This window comes from Microbacterium enclense (assembly GCF_001456955.1).
Taxonomy (GTDB): Bacteria; Actinomycetota; Actinomycetes; order Actinomycetales; family Microbacteriaceae; genus Microbacterium; species Microbacterium enclense.
Map to the genome: position 1 here is coordinate 245157 of NZ_KQ758468.1, position 14508 is coordinate 259664.

The 14508-nt window shown below is 71.1% G+C and carries 12 protein-coding genes; 8 read left to right on the forward strand and 4 right to left on the reverse strand.

The genetic code is table 11. The annotated features are described in order from the left end of the window. Positions 1–50: 50 nt before the first annotated feature. Positions 51–1364 (reverse strand): LLM class flavin-dependent oxidoreductase, encoded by a 1314-nt coding sequence (locus AS029_RS04540; RefSeq protein ID WP_058231405.1) that lies wholly within the window; start codon positions 1362–1364, stop codon positions 51–53. After that, positions 1361–2671, reverse strand: a complete 1311-nt coding sequence (locus tag AS029_RS04545; RefSeq protein WP_058231406.1) for an O-acetylhomoserine aminocarboxypropyltransferase/cysteine synthase family protein — start codon at positions 2669–2671, stop codon at positions 1361–1363. Before AS029_RS04545 ends, AS029_RS04540 begins: the two co-directional genes overlap by 4 nt. 228 nt (positions 2672–2899) lie before the next feature. Between AS029_RS04545 and leuC the strand changes: the two genes are divergently transcribed. From leuC to AS029_RS04575, 6 genes are all read left to right on the forward strand, one after another. Beyond that, the gene (leuC, locus tag AS029_RS04550) at positions 2900–4402 is read left to right on the forward strand and encodes a 3-isopropylmalate dehydratase large subunit (protein ID WP_058231407.1); all 1503 of its coding nucleotides are present in this window, start codon (positions 2900–2902) and stop codon (positions 4400–4402) included. 2 nt (positions 4403–4404) lie between these two features. Then, positions 4405–5001, forward strand: coding sequence for a 3-isopropylmalate dehydratase small subunit (gene leuD / locus AS029_RS04555; protein ID WP_058231408.1), 597 nt, complete (start codon positions 4405–4407; stop codon positions 4999–5001). Positions 5002–5064: 63 nt separating this feature from the next. After that, complete coding sequence (gene murA, locus AS029_RS04560) at positions 5065–6438, forward strand: UDP-N-acetylglucosamine 1-carboxyvinyltransferase (protein WP_058231409.1); 1374 nt, start codon at positions 5065–5067, stop codon at positions 6436–6438. Then, entirely contained in the window at positions 6435–7184 is a 750-nt protein-coding gene (locus tag AS029_RS04565; RefSeq protein WP_058231410.1) for a lysophospholipid acyltransferase family protein, read from the forward strand. The genes murA and AS029_RS04565 overlap by 4 nt, the downstream gene beginning before the upstream one ends. Continuing rightward, positions 7174–8316 (forward strand): NAD(P)H-dependent glycerol-3-phosphate dehydrogenase, encoded by a 1143-nt coding sequence (locus AS029_RS04570; protein WP_058231411.1) that lies wholly within the window; start codon positions 7174–7176, stop codon positions 8314–8316. The genes AS029_RS04565 and AS029_RS04570 overlap by 11 nt, the downstream gene beginning before the upstream one ends. After that, positions 8216–9301: a D-alanine--D-alanine ligase family protein gene (locus AS029_RS04575; protein ID WP_074615847.1), complete on the forward strand. Its 1086-nt coding sequence runs from the start codon at positions 8216–8218 to the stop codon at positions 9299–9301. The genes AS029_RS04570 and AS029_RS04575 overlap by 101 nt, the downstream gene beginning before the upstream one ends. 625 nt (positions 9302–9926) lie before the next feature. Here AS029_RS04575 and AS029_RS04580 read toward each other — a convergent pair. Continuing rightward, the gene (locus tag AS029_RS04580) at positions 9927–10436 is read right to left on the reverse strand and encodes a DUF3515 family protein (protein WP_058231412.1); all 510 of its coding nucleotides are present in this window, start codon (positions 10434–10436) and stop codon (positions 9927–9929) included. Positions 10437–10461: 25 nt separating this feature from the next. Here AS029_RS04580 and thiL point away from each other — a divergent pair, with 25 nt between their 5' ends. Beyond that, positions 10462–11466, forward strand: coding sequence for a thiamine-phosphate kinase (gene thiL, locus AS029_RS04585; protein WP_058231413.1), 1005 nt, complete (start codon positions 10462–10464; stop codon positions 11464–11466). A 64-nt stretch (positions 11467–11530) separates the two neighbouring features. Here the strand turns inward: thiL and rsmD are convergent, their stop codons facing one another. Then, a complete protein-coding gene (rsmD, locus tag AS029_RS04590) occupies positions 11531–12100 on the reverse strand; it encodes a 16S rRNA (guanine(966)-N(2))-methyltransferase RsmD (protein WP_058231414.1) in 570 nt (189 codons plus the stop codon). Positions 12101–12258: 158 nt separating this feature from the next. Between rsmD and AS029_RS04595 the strand changes: the two genes are divergently transcribed. Beyond that, positions 12259–14445, forward strand: a complete 2187-nt coding sequence (locus AS029_RS04595; RefSeq protein ID WP_058231652.1) for an ATP-dependent DNA helicase RecG — start codon at positions 12259–12261, stop codon at positions 14443–14445. Positions 14446–14508: the final 63 nt, after the last annotated feature.

Consider the following 14508-nt stretch of genomic DNA (forward strand, 5'->3'; position numbering starts at 1 on the left):
CACCTGGGGCCGGGACGGGGGCGAGTTCGCGGGACCGCGGCATCCCGAATCTAGAAGGCGCGCAGGTTCGCGTGCAGGCCGCCGTCGACGTACTCCTCGCGCAGGATGCCGCGGCGCCGCAGGATCGGCACGAGGTCGTCGAGCACGCGGTGCACGGTGACCGGGTGCAGATCGCCCCACAGCAGGACGCCGTCGTTGCCCCACGTACCGAGCTCTTCGATGCGGTCGGCGAACTCGTCGGCCGTGCCGACGAAGCCCGAGCCGTCATGGAGCCGTCCGAGTCGCGCGTGCGCGGAGAGCAGCGTCCTCAGGGGCGCATCGGCGTCGTGTCTGCCGATCAGGCGCGTGATGCTGCCCTCCGACACGTGCTCGCCGAAGATCGACCGGTCGAGCGGCCTGTCGAGATCGAGACCGGTGAGGTCGGTCTCGAGGTCGCTCGATTGTTTGCGGGCGATCGCGACGAGCGCCTCGTCGGAGGGATGAGCGGATGCCGCGACCAGGCGATCGGCCTCTTCCGGTGACGACACCAGCACGGGCTGGATCGCGAAGAGGATCTTGATGTCGTCGGCCGAACGGCCCGCGGCCTCGGCGGCGTCGTGGATGCGACCACGATATGCCCGGATGCTCGCCTCGTCGAGCGGTGCGAGCGCCAACTGCACGTCGGAGTTGTGTCCCGCGAACGCCAGCCCGCGACCCGACCCGCCCGGAGACACGATCGCCGGCTCCCCGTCCGTGAACGGGATGGCGTTCAACGGCCCGTCGAAACCGAAATACTCGCCGCGGTGCTGCGTGGCATCCAGCTTCGTGCCGTCGGCGTAGACGCCCGATTCCTCGTCGACGACGAGCGCGCCCTCGCCCCAGCTGCGCCAGAGATCCCGGATGCCGGCCAGCCACTCCTCCGCACGGTCGTACGCCGCGTCGTGGCCGAGCTGCGCGGCGGTGGAGAAGTGCCGCGCGCTGCCGGTGTCGGTGACGACGTTGAGCCCGAGGCGGTGGCCGCTGAGGTGCTGGAGCGTGGCGAACTGCCGCGCCGCCGTATACGGCAGATACGCCGCGGGATTGACCGTCGGCACCACGCCGAGGTGGCGCGTGGCGGCGAAGAGGTAGGGCGCGAGCAGAAGGGGGTCGTGCTTCGGACCGCCGAACGCGTGCCTCACCCGCAGGTCGATCGTCTCGGCGCTGCCGAGCGAGGGGGCGTCCTCGATGATGAGCAGGTCGAAGCCGGCCTGCTCGAGCGTGCGGGCGGAGTCCTGGTAGAGCCCCGGCTCGGTCCAGCGGTGGTTCCACCGCAGGTACGGGTGGCCCCAACCGTGCGGACCGAAGCCGCGCGCGAGGAACCAGCCGAAGTGCTGCAGCCGCGTCACAGCACGACCGTCTCGCGCTCGGCCGCCGGCACACCGACCAGTGCCTGCTCGAGGTCGGCGAGGATGTCGGCGATGTCCTCGATGCCGATCGACAGGCGGATCGTGCCGGGAAAGACCCCCGCGCGTTCGCGCTCCTCGACCGTGCGGGCGGAGTGCGAGGTGCTCTGCGGATGCAGCACGAGCGAGCGCACGTCGCCGAGGTGGGTCATGTGCGTGATGAGGCGCACCGACTGCACGACGTGCCGCGCGGCCTCCAGACCGCCGCGCAGCGTCACGGTGAAGACCGAGCCGCTGCCGCGCGTGAGGTAGCGCTGCCCGAGCGCGAAGTGGGGGTGCGACTCCAGCCCCACGTAGTCGACGCGCTCGACCTCGGGTCGCGCCTCGAGCCACCGTGCGACGGCCAGCGCGTTCTGCGACTGCCGCTCGACCCGCAGGCTGAGCGTCTCGATGCCTTGGCCGATGAGGAACGCGTTCAGGGGCGACGGCGCCGGGCCGAAGCGCGGGGCCACGCTCTCGCGGATGTACGCGCCGCGGGCGCGCGCGCCGTGCTTCTCGGCGAAGCTCGCGCCGCCGAGGCGGTCGGTCTGCACGAGGTGGGGGAAGCGGTGACCAGATGCCGCGGCATCGAAGCGTCCGTCGTCGACGATGACGCCGCCGAGCACCGCGCCCTGGCCGGCGAGGAACTTGCTCGCGGAGTGCACGACGACGGCGGCGCCGTGCTCGATCGGGCGCAGGAGGTAGGGCGTGGTGAAGGTGCTGTCGACGACGAGGGGGATGCCGTGCTCCCGGCCGATCGCCGAGATCGCGGCGACGTCGAGCACGTCGTTGCGGGCGTTGGAGAGCGTCTCGGCGAAGAACGCCCTCGTACGCGGGGTGATGGCATCCCGCCACGCGTCGAGGTCGGAGGTGTCGACGAACGTCGTCTCGATGCCGAGGCGCACGAGGTTGTCGAGCAGCAGGCCGCGCGTGCCCTCGTAGATGTGCTCCGAGACGATGACGTGGTCGCCCGCACCGGCCAGCGCGAGCAGTGCGACGGTGACGGCGGCCTGCCCGCTCGACACGAGCACGGCCTGATCGCCGCCCTCGAGTGAGGCGAGGCGCTCTTCGACGGCCTGCACGGTGGGGTTGCCGGTGCGGGTGTACCCGAAGCCGGAGCCGGTGCCGAAGTGGGCCGCCGAGGCGTCGAGGTCGCCGAACGTGAACCCGGCGGTGAGGTAGATGGGGGTCGCCCGCGGGGTGGCGGGCGCGGTGGCGGAGCCGGCGTGCACCTGTCGGGTCGAGAATCCGGGTTCGGCGTATGCGGCCATGGGGCACGCTCCTTCCTTCGGGTCGGCCCAGGCTCGCACGCGACCCCGGGCATCGCTAAAAAGTGCGGCGCCGTGTTACGGGGGAGGTGCCGTGGGCCCGGTGGTATCGTGACCAGGTGCGGATCGCCGGCCTCCTCCTTAGCGGCCGCGACGAGACCTTGTTCTAGGCCTTTCTCGTCGCGGAGTTCGTCGCGGGCCTCACACCCCTCCCGAGGAGAAACGCAAACCATGAGCACCATTCCCGAGAACCCTCGCACCCTGGCCGAGAAGGTCTGGGACGACCATCTCGTCGTCAAGGGCGAGAACGGTCAGCCCGACCTCATCTACATCGACCTGCACCTCGTGCACGAGGTCACCAGCCCCCAGGCGTTCGACGGTCTGCGCGCCGAGGGTCGTCCCGTGCGCCGGCTCGACCTGACGATCGCCACCGAAGACCACAACACCCCGACGCTCGACATCGACAAGCCGATCGCCGACCTCACCAGCCGCACGCAGATCGAGACCCTGCGCCGCAACGCCGCGGAGTTCGACGTGCGCATCCACTCGCTCGGCGACAAGGAGCAGGGGATCGTCCACGTCGTCGGCCCGCAGCTCGGGCTGACCATGCCGGGCATCACCGTCGTGTGCGGCGACTCGCACACCTCGACCCACGGCGCCTTCGGCGCGATGGCGTTCGGCATCGGCACGAGCGAGGTCGAGCACGTGCTCGCCACCCAGACCCTGCCGCTGAAGCCGTTCAAGACGATGGCGATCACGGTCGAGGGCGACCTCAAGCCGGGCGTCACCGCGAAAGACATCATCCTCGCCATCATCGCCAAGATCGGCGCCAACGGCGGTCAGGGCTATGTGCTCGAGTTCCGCGGCTCGGCGATCCGCTCCCTCTCGATGGAGGGGCGCATGACGATGTGCAACATGTCGATCGAAGCGGGCGCTCGCGCCGGCATGATCGCCCCCGACGAGACCACTTTCGCCTACGTCAAAGACAAGCCGCACGCCCCGCAGGGTCAGGACTGGGACGACGCCGTCACTTACTGGCGCACGCTGCCGAGCGACGAGGGCGCCGTCTACGACGCCGAGGTGTTCCTCGACGCGAACGAGCTCGAGCCGTTCGTCACCTGGGGCACGAACCCCGGTCAGGGCGTCTCGCTGTCGGACGTCGTGCCCACCCCTGCCGACATCGCCGATCCCAACGAGCGCGCCGCCGCCGAGCGGGCTCTCGAGTACATGGACCTCCAGGCCGGCACCCCGATGAAGGACATCCGCGTGGATGCCGTGTTCATGGGCTCGTGCACCAACAGCCGCATCGAAGACCTGCGCGCCTTCGCCTCGGTCATCCAGGGCCGCACCAAGGCCGAGAACGTCCGCGTGATGGTCGTGCCCGGCTCGGCGCGCGTGCGCCTCGAGGCCGAGGCCGAGGGTCTCGACAAGGTGTTCACCGACTTCGGCGCCGAGTGGCGCTTCGCCGGATGCTCGATGTGCCTGGGCATGAACCCCGATCAGCTGGCTCCGGGGGAGCGCTGCGCCTCCACCTCGAACCGCAACTTCGAGGGGCGTCAGGGCAAGGGCGGCCGCACGCACCTCGTGTCGCCGCTGGTCGCCGCGGCGACGGCCGTGCGTGGCACGCTGTCGAGCCCGGCCGACCTCGACCCTTCGACAAGCTCAGGGACCGTCCTTTCGACGGGCTCGGAGACCGTGCCTGCGCAGACCGTTTCGACCGGGTCGGAGGCCTGACCATGGAGAAGTTCACCACGCACACCGGTGTCGCCGCCCCCCTGAAACGCTCGGCCGTCGACACCGACCAGATCATCCCCGCGGTGTTCCTCAAGCGCGTCACCAAGACCGGCTTCGACGACGCGCTGTTCGCCAACTGGCGCCAGGACCCCGAGTTCGTCCTGAATCAGGACGCCTACCGCTCGGCATCCATCCTCGTCGCAGGGCCCGACTTCGGCACCGGATCCAGCCGCGAACACGCCGTGTGGGCGCTGCGCGACTACGGCTTCCAGGTCGTGCTGAGCCCGAAGTTCGCCGATATCTTCCGCGGCAACTCGGGCAAGCAGGGCCTGGTCACGGGCGTGATCACCGAAGACGAGGTCGAGCAGATCTGGGCCGTCCTCGAGGCGAACCCCGGCATCGAGATGACCGTGGACCTGACCGCGAAGACCGCCACGGTGGGCGAGCTCCAGGTCTCGTTCGACATCGACGATTACACTAGGTGGCGGCTTCTCGAAGGGCTCGACGACATCGGGCTCACGCTGCGTGACGAAGACAAGATCACGCAGTTCGAGGCGCGCCGCGAGGCATGGCGGCCGCGGACACTCCCCGTCCGCTGAGCCCGATCGACCCGGTCGGGTCGATTCGCCGCCCCTCGTCAACGAAGTGAGGTCCACCCCCCTATGAGCACACTCGTCACCGATTCCGGAGACCACACCCCCGGGCAGCCGGACTGGGAGGCGGCAGAGACCCTCACGATCCGTGGAGGGCGTCCGCTGCGCGGCACGGTCGAGGTCAAGGGGGCCAAGAACCTCGTCACGAAGGCGATGGTGGCGGCCCTCCTCGGCGACACCACGAGCACGCTGCGCGACGTGCCGATGATCAGCGACGTCAAGGTCGTGCGGTCGCTCCTCGAGGTGCACGGCGTGACCGTGACCGAGGGCGACGAAGAGGGCACGCTGCACCTCGACCCCTCGGGCGCGGTCGCCGCGCACTTCGAGGAGATCGACGCGCACGCCGGCGCCTCGCGTATTCCGATCCTCTTCTGCGGCCCGCTGCTGCACCTGCTGGGCGAGGCGCTGATCCCCGACCTCGGCGGATGCCGCATCGGCGACCGTCCGATCAACTTCCACATGGACGCGCTCCGCGCCTTCGGCGCCGTCGTCGACAAGAGCTACGAGGGCATCCGCATCACGGCCCCCAACGGCTTGCACGGGGCGAACATCACGCTGCCGTACCCGAGCGTCGGGGCGACCGAGCAGGTGCTGCTCACCGCCGTGCGCGCCAAGGGCGTGACGGAGCTGCGCAACGCCGCGATCGAGCCCGAGATCATGGACCTCATCGCGGTGCTGCAGAAGATGGGCGCGATCATCTCGTACGAGCCCAACCGCGTCATCTTCATCGAGGGCGTCGAGCGTCTCGACGGGTACGACCACCGCGCGATCTTCGACCGGAACGAAGCCGCCTCCTGGGCGTGCGCGGCCCTCGCCACCGACGGCGAGATCTTCGCCAAGGGCGCCCGCCAGCAGGACATGCTGACCTTCCTCAACGTCTTCCGCAAGGCCGGCGGCTGGTTCGACGTACGCGAAGACGGCATCCTGTTCCGTCGCGGCGACGCGCTCAAGCCCGTCATGGTCGAGACCGACGTGCACCCCGGCTTCATGACCGACTGGCAGCAGCCGCTCATCGTCGCGCTGACCCAGGCCGCCGGCACGTCCGTCGTGCACGAGACGGTCTACGAGAACCGTCTCGGCTTCACGGAGGCGTTGAACAAGATGGGCGCCGACATCGTCGTGCACCCCAAGGGCCTCGCCAGCGCCGACCGACGCGTTCCGCGCCGCGACCTCGAGCAGGCCGCCGTCATCAACGGCCCGACGGCGCTGCACGCGGCGGACGTCGAGGTTCCCGACCTGCGCGGGGGATACAGCTACGTCATCGCCGCCCTCGCCGCGAAGGGCGAGTCGACGGTGCGCAACATCGGGATCATCCGTCGCGGCTACGAGAAGTTCCTCGAGAAGCTCACGGCCCTCGACGCCGACTTCGACGTCGCCGAGTGACCGCGGTGAGCGCGACCCCCGAGACGAGTCGCCCGAGCATCTTCTGGCCGCTCGCGGCGATCATCGTGCCCGCGGTGGGGCTGTTCGCCCGCATCGAGGTGCGCGGTGCCGAGAACCTGCCGCGCGAGGGCGCGTACGTGCTCGCACCCAACCACAACTCCGAGTTCGACCCGCTCGTCGTGGCCGTCGCCGTGTGGCGCCTCGGACGCGCGCCGCGGTTCATGGCGAAGGAGAGCCTGTTCCGCGTTCCCGTCCTGGGCGCGGCGTTGAAGGCGACGGGCATGGTGCCCGTGCCCCGGGCGTCGTCGGGGGCGAGCCAGTCGATGAAGGCGGCCGAGCAGATCGCCCGTGACGGCCGCGGCGTCATCGTCTACGCCGAGGGCACGCTCACCCGCGACCCCGACCTCTGGCCCATGCGCGGCAAGACCGGCGCCGTCCGCCTGGCACTGGCCGGCGACCTCCCGCTCATCCCGATGGCGCAGTGGGGCGTTCAGGAGATCCTTCCCCGGTACGGCAAGCTGAAGTTCCCGCGGCGGTCGCACGTCGTCGTGGAGTTCGGACCCGCCATGGACCTGTCGTCGTACGCGGGGACGCCGCCGCAGCCGTCGGCGCTCGTCGCGGCGACCGACGCGATGATGAACCGGGTCGCGGCGATGCTCTCCGGCATCCGGGGCCTTCCCGCACCCGCGGAGCGCTGGGATCCGACCAAGCACGGCCAGAACGAGACGGGGCGCCTTGAGCCGTAAGAACGTCCTGCCCGCGGTGGGACCGAAGGTCGCCGTCGTCGGCGCCGGCAGTTGGGGCACGACGTTCGGCAAGATCCTCGCCGACGGCGGGGCGTCGGTCGTCATGTGGGCCCGTCGCCCCGAGCTGGCGGCCGAGATCACCGAGTCTAAGCGGAACAGCCGCTACCTGTCGGGCATCAATCTGCCCCGCACGATGACCGCGACCACCGACCTCGCCGAGGCGCTGCGCGGCGCGGCGCAGATCTACCTGTCGGTGCCGAGCCAGTCGCTGCGCGAGAACCTTGCTGCGATCAGGCCCCTCGTCGCGCACACAGACGTGCCCATCGTCTCGCTCATGAAGGGCGTCGAGAAGTCGACGGGTCTGCGCATGAGCCAGGTCATCGAGCAGGTGCTGCAGTGCGACCCGGCCCGCATCGCCGTGGCATCCGGGCCCAACCTCGCCCTCGAGATCGCCCGTGAGCAGCCGACGGCTGCCGTCATCAGCTCGCTCAGCCCCGAGACGGCCGAGGCCGTCGCGCGTCGCGCGCGCAATAAGTACTTCCGCTCGTTCGTCAACACCGACGTGATCGGCACTGAGTTCGGCGGCGTGCTGAAGAACCTCATCGCGGTCGCCATCGGCATCGTCGACGGTGTCGGCTACGGCGAGAACACGAAGGCTTCCATCATCACGCGCGGACTGGTCGAGATGACCGACTTCGCCGTCGCGCAGGGGGCGCAGCCCGAGACGCTGCAGGGGCTCGCCGGGCTCGGCGATCTGATCGCCACGTGCCAGTCGCCGCTCAGCCGCAACAACACCGCCGGGCGACTGCTCGGTCAGGGTTACGGCTACAAAGAGGTCGTGGCCCAGATGCAGCAGACCGCCGAGGGCCTGGCATCCGTGGCCCCCGTGCTCCAGCTCGCGAAGCAGGTCGGTGTCGACATGCCCATCGTGCAGCAGGTGAAGATGGTGCTCGACGGGACCATGGACCCCCGTGACATCGCACCGCACCTGACGACAGACGACGACCAGCCGCAGGGCGAGAGGACGCAGAATGACCAATCCGGTGGTGGTGGTGCTCTTCGGCGGGCGCTCCAGCGAGCACTCGATCAGTTCCGCCACGGCGGGCGGGGTGCTGCGGGCGATCGACCGTGACCGCTTCCGGGTGATCCCGGTCGGCATCACCCGCGACGGGGCGTTCGTGCTCGAAGACGACGACCCCGACAAGTTCGCGCTCCGCCCCGAGGCCCTACCCGAGGTGGTCGACAACGGCACGCGCGTGCGGCTGCCCGACTCGACGCTGTCGCGCGAATGGACGGTGACCGATGCCGAGGGCACCAGGTCGCTCGGCGACGTCGACGTCGTGCTGCCGATCCTGCACGGACGCTTCGGCGAAGACGGCACCGTGCAGGGGCTGCTCGAACTGCTCGGCATCCCGTACGCGGGCGGCGGTGTGCTCATGTCGGCCATCGGCATGAACAAGAACGTCACCAAGCAGGTGCTGCGCTCGGCGAACGTGCCGGTCGTGCCGTGGGTCGCCGTCACGCGCGCCGACCTCGCACGAGATCGCGCTCTGTGGGAGCGCCGCATCCGCGCGCTCGACCTGCCCGTGTTCGTCAAGCCCAACGAGGCGGGCTCGAGCGTCGGCGTGACCAAGGTGTCGGCCTGGGACGAGTTGGATGCCGCCCTCGACACCGCATTCGCCGAAGACGGTCTGGTGCTCGTCGAGCAGGCGATCGTCGGCCGTGAACTGGAGTGCGGCGTGCTGCCCGGACGCGACGGGGGACCGGTGCGAGTCTCGGTGGCCGGCGAGATCGTCGTCACGGGTCGGGAGTTCTACGACTTCGAGGCCAAGTACCTCGACGCGCCGGGGGTCGACCTCGTGTGTCCGGCAGAGCTGGGCGACGGCGAGCTGGCCGAGATGCAGCGGATCGCCGCGAAGGCGTTCGAGGCGATCGGCGGGCAGGGTCTCGCGCGCGTGGACTTCTTCTACACGGGCACCGAGTTCTACGTGAACGAGGTCAACACGATGCCCGGCTTCACGCCGATCTCCATGTTCCCGACATGCTGGATCGCGTCGGGGCTGAGCTATCCCGACCTGATCAGCGATCTGCTCGACGCGGCGCTCGCGAAGGCCTGAGCCCCGCGGGTCGCGCGCGGCGCGGGCCGCGGCGTTTGCGGTGACTTGCGTCTTGTGTTCGTCCGGTGGGTGTTCGGGCGGGCATAGGGCGCGAGTCACTCTGAGAGGTGTTCGCGGGGCCGTGGGGCGGGGTCGCGCGTGCGGGTCGTTGCGGCCCTAGCGGGGGCGGCGCTCGGTGTTGACTTGCGCCCTGTGCTCGCCAGACGGCGGCTTAGGCGTGCGTTTGGCGCGAGTCAACATCGGCGGCCGCGTGCCGCGCGTGGGGTGGCGGGGCGCGGCCCTCGCACGGACGCGTCGTGCGGCCGTCGCGTGGGCGGGTCGCGCACGTGGCGCGGCGTCGGCGGAGGGCGCGGCGTCGGCGCGGGCCGCGGCGTTTGCGGTGACTTGCGTCTTGTGTTCGTCCGGTGGGTGTTCGGGCGGGCATAGGGCGCGAGTCACTTTGAGAGGTGTTCGCGAGGCCGTGGGGCGGGGCTTTGCGGTGACTTGCGGCCTGTGGTCGTCACGCGGGGGTTCGGGCGGACACAAGTCGCAAGTCAGCGGGTTATGGGAGCCGGCGGCGAGAGCGGTCGAGGCGCGCCCAGGGCGACGTCGGGGGGCCGGCCTGCCCGAGGCGACGATCCGAGGCCTACGGCGTCGGTGACGGCGCCGGGGTGGCCGTCGCGTCGGAGAGCGCCGTGCAGGCCGAACCCGTCGGCTGCAGGTAGTCGCGGATGAGGGGTCCCAGCGCCTGGGCGACGTCGCCGCTGCTGGCGACGTCGAAGTCGAGGTAGACCTGTAGGGCGGGAGAGCGTCCGAAGGTGGTCAACGTGTAACGGTTGTCGGCGGCCTGCGACTCGTCGACGAGCCAGTCGACGCCGTCGAACGTGCGACACGGCAGGGTCGACGGTGCGGGCGGCTCGAGTCCGCACGTCATCAGAATGGATGCCGGGTCGCCCCAGGCCCCCGTCGCTTGCGCGTCGGTCCACCGGCGCTGCTGCCCGGAGATGCTCTTCGGCAGCTTCGCGATGACCGAGGCGCAGGCCGGGTCGTTGGCGAGCTTCGCCGGTTCCATCGCGACCGTCGTGCTGCACGCCGCGAGTCCCGGAAGCAGAACGAGGGCGGCCAGAAGCGCGAGGGGGCGGGAGGAGCGGGGCACCCGTCCAGGCTAATAGCGTGGGGGAGTGACCGACGCCGAGCCCAGCCGTGAGACCACCGTGGGGGAGCTGTCCGAGGGGCAGATCCTGCGTGGCATCCTCGACCGCCTCCCGCCCTCCAGCGCCCCCGTCGGTCCGGGCGACGACGCCGCGGTTCTGTCGGTGCCCGACGGGCGGGTCGTCGCCACGACCGACACGCTCGTACACGGTCCCGACTTCCGGCTGGCATGGTCGTCGCCGTTCGACCTCGGTTTCAAGGCCGCCGCGGTGAACCTCGCCGACGTCGCGGCGATGGGCGCCCGCCCGATCGCGCTGCTGGTCGCGTTGGCGATGCCCGACGCGACCCCGGTGTCGTTCGTGCGCGGCTTCGCCGACGGCCTGGCGGCGGCCTGCGCCGAACTCGCGCCCGGCTGCGCGGTCGAGGGCGGCGATCTCACGGTGTCCGACACCTTGACGATCGCGGTGACCGCCCTCGGCAGTCTCGACGGTCGCGCCCCCGTGCGCCGGTCGGGCGCGCGCGTGGGCGACGGCGTGTACGTCATCGGCGAGCTGGGCGAGGCGGCCCGCGGGCTCGACGTGCTCTTCGAGCGTTTCACGGATGCCGACGGATCCCCCGTCGCGCTGACCGCCGAGGCGCGCGACGCGCTCGACGCCGCGGACGCGAAGGCGCTGTCGCGTCAGCTGACTCCGCGCCCGCCGCTGGCCGAGGCGCTGCGCGCCGCGGCATCCGGGGCGACGGCGATGATGGACGTCTCCGACGGACTCGCGCTGGATGCCACCCGCCTGGCGGACGCGTCGGGCGTCACGATCGCACTCGATTCCGCGACCCTGGGCGACGACCCCGCGCGCGCGCTCGGCGGGGGAGAGGATCACGGCTTCCTCGTCGCCTTCGCTCCGGATGCCGAGCCCCTCGGCCGCCGCATCGGCACCGTCGTGGCGCGCGGCGCCGAAGCGCTCACCGTCGACGGGCGTGCGTGGACCGGCCGTGTCGGTTGGGACCCATACCGCGACTGGGACGCCGGGCGGGGCTGACCCCGCTGCGGCGACGAGGGCCCACGGCTGCACCTGGCGCCGTGGGCGCGTCATGCGCGGGCTCTTACGATCCGCCGGACGGGCGGCCCCACCACATCGTCGTGTCGCCGTAAGCGCGGTCGCGCTCGGCTTCGAGCCCGGCCGCAGCCCAGTCGGGAGCGGCGGAGCGCTTCGCGCGCTCGACGATCACCGTGGCATCCGGGCCCAAATGGGGCGCGAGAGCGACGAGCGCCTTCGTCAGGTCGTGGTCGCCGATGTCGTAGGGCGGGTCGAGGAACACCAGGTCCCATTCGGCAGTGGATGCCGTCAGGTACGTCGTGACGTTCGCGCGGTGCACGCGGGCGGGGGCGGTGACGCCCGCGGCACGCACGCGCTCGGCGTTCTTGCGGATCAGGGTCGCCGCGGGGGCCGAAAGCTCGACCAGATCGGCCGAGGCGGCGCCGCGGCTCAGGCTCTCGAGCCCGAGAGCGCCCGATCCGGCGAAGAGGTCGGCCACCCGGGCGTCGTCGATCACGCCCGCCGACTCGAGCGCGCCGAACAGCGACTCGCGCACGCGGTCGCTCGTGGGGCGCGTGCCCTTCGGGGGGACGTCGAGCACGGTGCCGCCCGCGCGGCCGGAGATGATGCGCGTCACCGTCTCAGCCTAGGGTCGCCGATGCCGAGCGGTGCGGATGCCGTCGGCTCGGTGGCCGTGGGGCCGGACGGCGTCATGCGACCGAGCGCTTCGCGAACGCCGACCGTGCAGCGAAGGTCGAAGCGGCGATGTCGGAGGCCCTGCCTAGACTCGTGATCATGCCTGGTCTCTCGCTCGCCTCCCGGCTCGACGGCGCCGTGGGCGGCAAGACGGCGTCGGCGTTCGACCGCGCATTCGGGGTCAAGACGGTGGGCGAGCTGCTCGAGCACTACCCGCGGCGCTACGCCCGACGCGGTGAGCTCACGCCCATCGCGTCGCTTCCGCTCGGCGAACCCGTGACGATCGTCGCCGAGGTGGTCAGCGCGACCGAGCGGCGCATGCAGAATCGGCGCGGATCGCTCCTCGAGGTCGTGATCAGCGACGGCGACGGGCGCATGTCGCTGACGTTCTTCAACCAGCCGTGGCGCCTGAAAGATCTGACGCCCGGTCGGCGCGGCATCTTCTCGGGCAAGGTGGGCGAGTACCGGCGTCAGACGCAGCTCACCAACCCCGATTACGAGCTGTTCGACGACATCGAAGAGGCGCGCGTCGAGGCCGAGGTGACGGCGAGACGGCCCATCCCGATCTATCCCGCGACCAGCTCCGTTCCGAGCACCCTCGTGCAGAAGACCATTGCGCTCGTGCTCGACACCCTCGGCGAGGTCGACGACCCGTTGCCCGACGACCTGCGTGCCCGGCGCGGACTGCTGCCCGCCCGCACGGCGCTCGAGCAGATCCACCGCCCCGAAAGCGACGACGACATCCCGCCGGCGGTCGCCACGCTGCGCATGCAAGAGGCGTTCGTGCTGCAGACGGCGCTGCTGCAGCAGCGGCAGTTCGTCCGTGCGCTGTCGGCGACCAAGCGGCCCGCGGCGCCGGGCGGGCTCCTCGAACGCTTCGACGCAATTCTGCCGTTCGACCTGACCCCCGATCAGCAGACCGTCGGCGCACAGCTGGCCGCCGATCTCGTCGGCGACTGGCCCATGAGCCGTCTCGTGCAGGGCGAGGTCGGTTCGGGCAAGACACTGGTCGCGCTGCGGGCCATGCTGCAGGTGGCGGAGTCGGGTGGGCAGTCCGCCCTCATCGCTCCGACCGAGGTGCTCGCCGGGCAGCACCTGCGCTCCATCGCGCGCATGCTCGGCCCCGACCTCGCACCCGAGCTCATGCCCACGCTGCTGACGGGGCAGATGCCGGCCGCCGAGCGGCGTCGCGCCGCCCTGCGCGTGGCATCCGGTCAAGCGCGCATCGTCGTCGGCACGCACGCCCTTCTGAGTGCCACCACCACCTTCGCCGACCTCGGCTTCGTCGTCGTCGACGAGCAGCACCGCTTCGGCGTCGACCAGCGCGAGGCGCTGCGCTCGAAGGGCGACTCCCCGCACACGCTCGTGCTGACGGCCACGCCCATTCCGCGCACGGTGGCCATGACGGTGTTCGGCGACCTCGACGTCTCCACCATCCGCACCATGCCGGCCGGGCGTGCCGGCATCCAGTCGTTCGTCGCCCCGCTCGCCGAGAAGCCCGGCTGGTTCGCCCGGGTCTGGGACCGGGTCGCCGAAGAGGTCGCGCAGGGCCGCCAGGCGTTCGTCGTCTGCGCCGCGATCGACTCAGACCAGCTCGCGGCCGACGAGAAGACCGACGAGCCCGCTGACGCACCGGCCGGTGCGAGTCCCGCGGCGGGTGAGAGCAATCGCACCCGCTGGGGCGTCGTGCAGGTCGAGGCGCTGCTGTCGCGGTTGCCGGCATTCGACGGCATCCGGGTGCAGATCCTGCACGGCAAGATGCCCTCCGACGAGAAGGATGCCGTGATGCAGGCCTTCGCCCGCGGCGACGTCGACGTGCTCGTCGCGACGACGGTCATCGAGGTCGGTGTCGACGTGCCGAACGCCTCGACGATGGTCATCCTCGAGGCGGATCGGTTCGGGGTGTCGCAGCTGCACCAGCTGCGCGGTCGCGTCGGACGCGGCGGCCTTCCGGGACTCTGCCTGCTCGTCACCGAGGCGTCGCCGGGCACGTCGTCGCGATCGCGCGTCGAAGCGGTCGCCGCCACGCTCGACGGTTTCGCCCTCGCTGAGATCGATGTCGAACTCCGCGGCGAGGGCGATGTGCTCGGCGGGGCGCAGTCCGGCGCGCGCTCATCCCTGCGCCTGCTGCGCGTGGTGACCGACGCCGACCTCATCACCGAGGCGCGCGCCGAGGGGGAGCGTCTGCTCGCCGACGACCCGGCGCTGGTGCGGCATCCGGGGCTGGCGGCCGCGCTGGAGCGCCGGGTGGGCGTCGAAGAACGCGCCGCGCTGGCGAAATCGTGAGGGCTCGTCGCCGCGGCGGGCGAATCGCGTGGGGGCCTCGCAGTGGAGTCGCAGCGCGCCTCA

Coding starts and splice junctions, on each gene's coding strand:
- AS029_RS04595 (WP_058231652.1), top strand. CDS start 12,259: ATGCCTGGTCTCTCGCTCGCCTCCCGGCTCGACGGCGCCGTGGGCGGC.
- AS029_RS04545 (WP_058231406.1), bottom strand. CDS start 2,671: ATGGCCGCATACGCCGAACCCGGATTCTCGACCCGACAGGTGCACGCC.
- leuC (WP_058231407.1), top strand. CDS start 2,900: ATGAGCACCATTCCCGAGAACCCTCGCACCCTGGCCGAGAAGGTCTGG.
- leuD (WP_058231408.1), top strand. CDS start 4,405: ATGGAGAAGTTCACCACGCACACCGGTGTCGCCGCCCCCCTGAAACGC.
- AS029_RS04575 (WP_074615847.1), top strand. CDS start 8,216: ATGACCAATCCGGTGGTGGTGGTGCTCTTCGGCGGGCGCTCCAGCGAG.
- murA (WP_058231409.1), top strand. CDS start 5,065: ATGAGCACACTCGTCACCGATTCCGGAGACCACACCCCCGGGCAGCCG.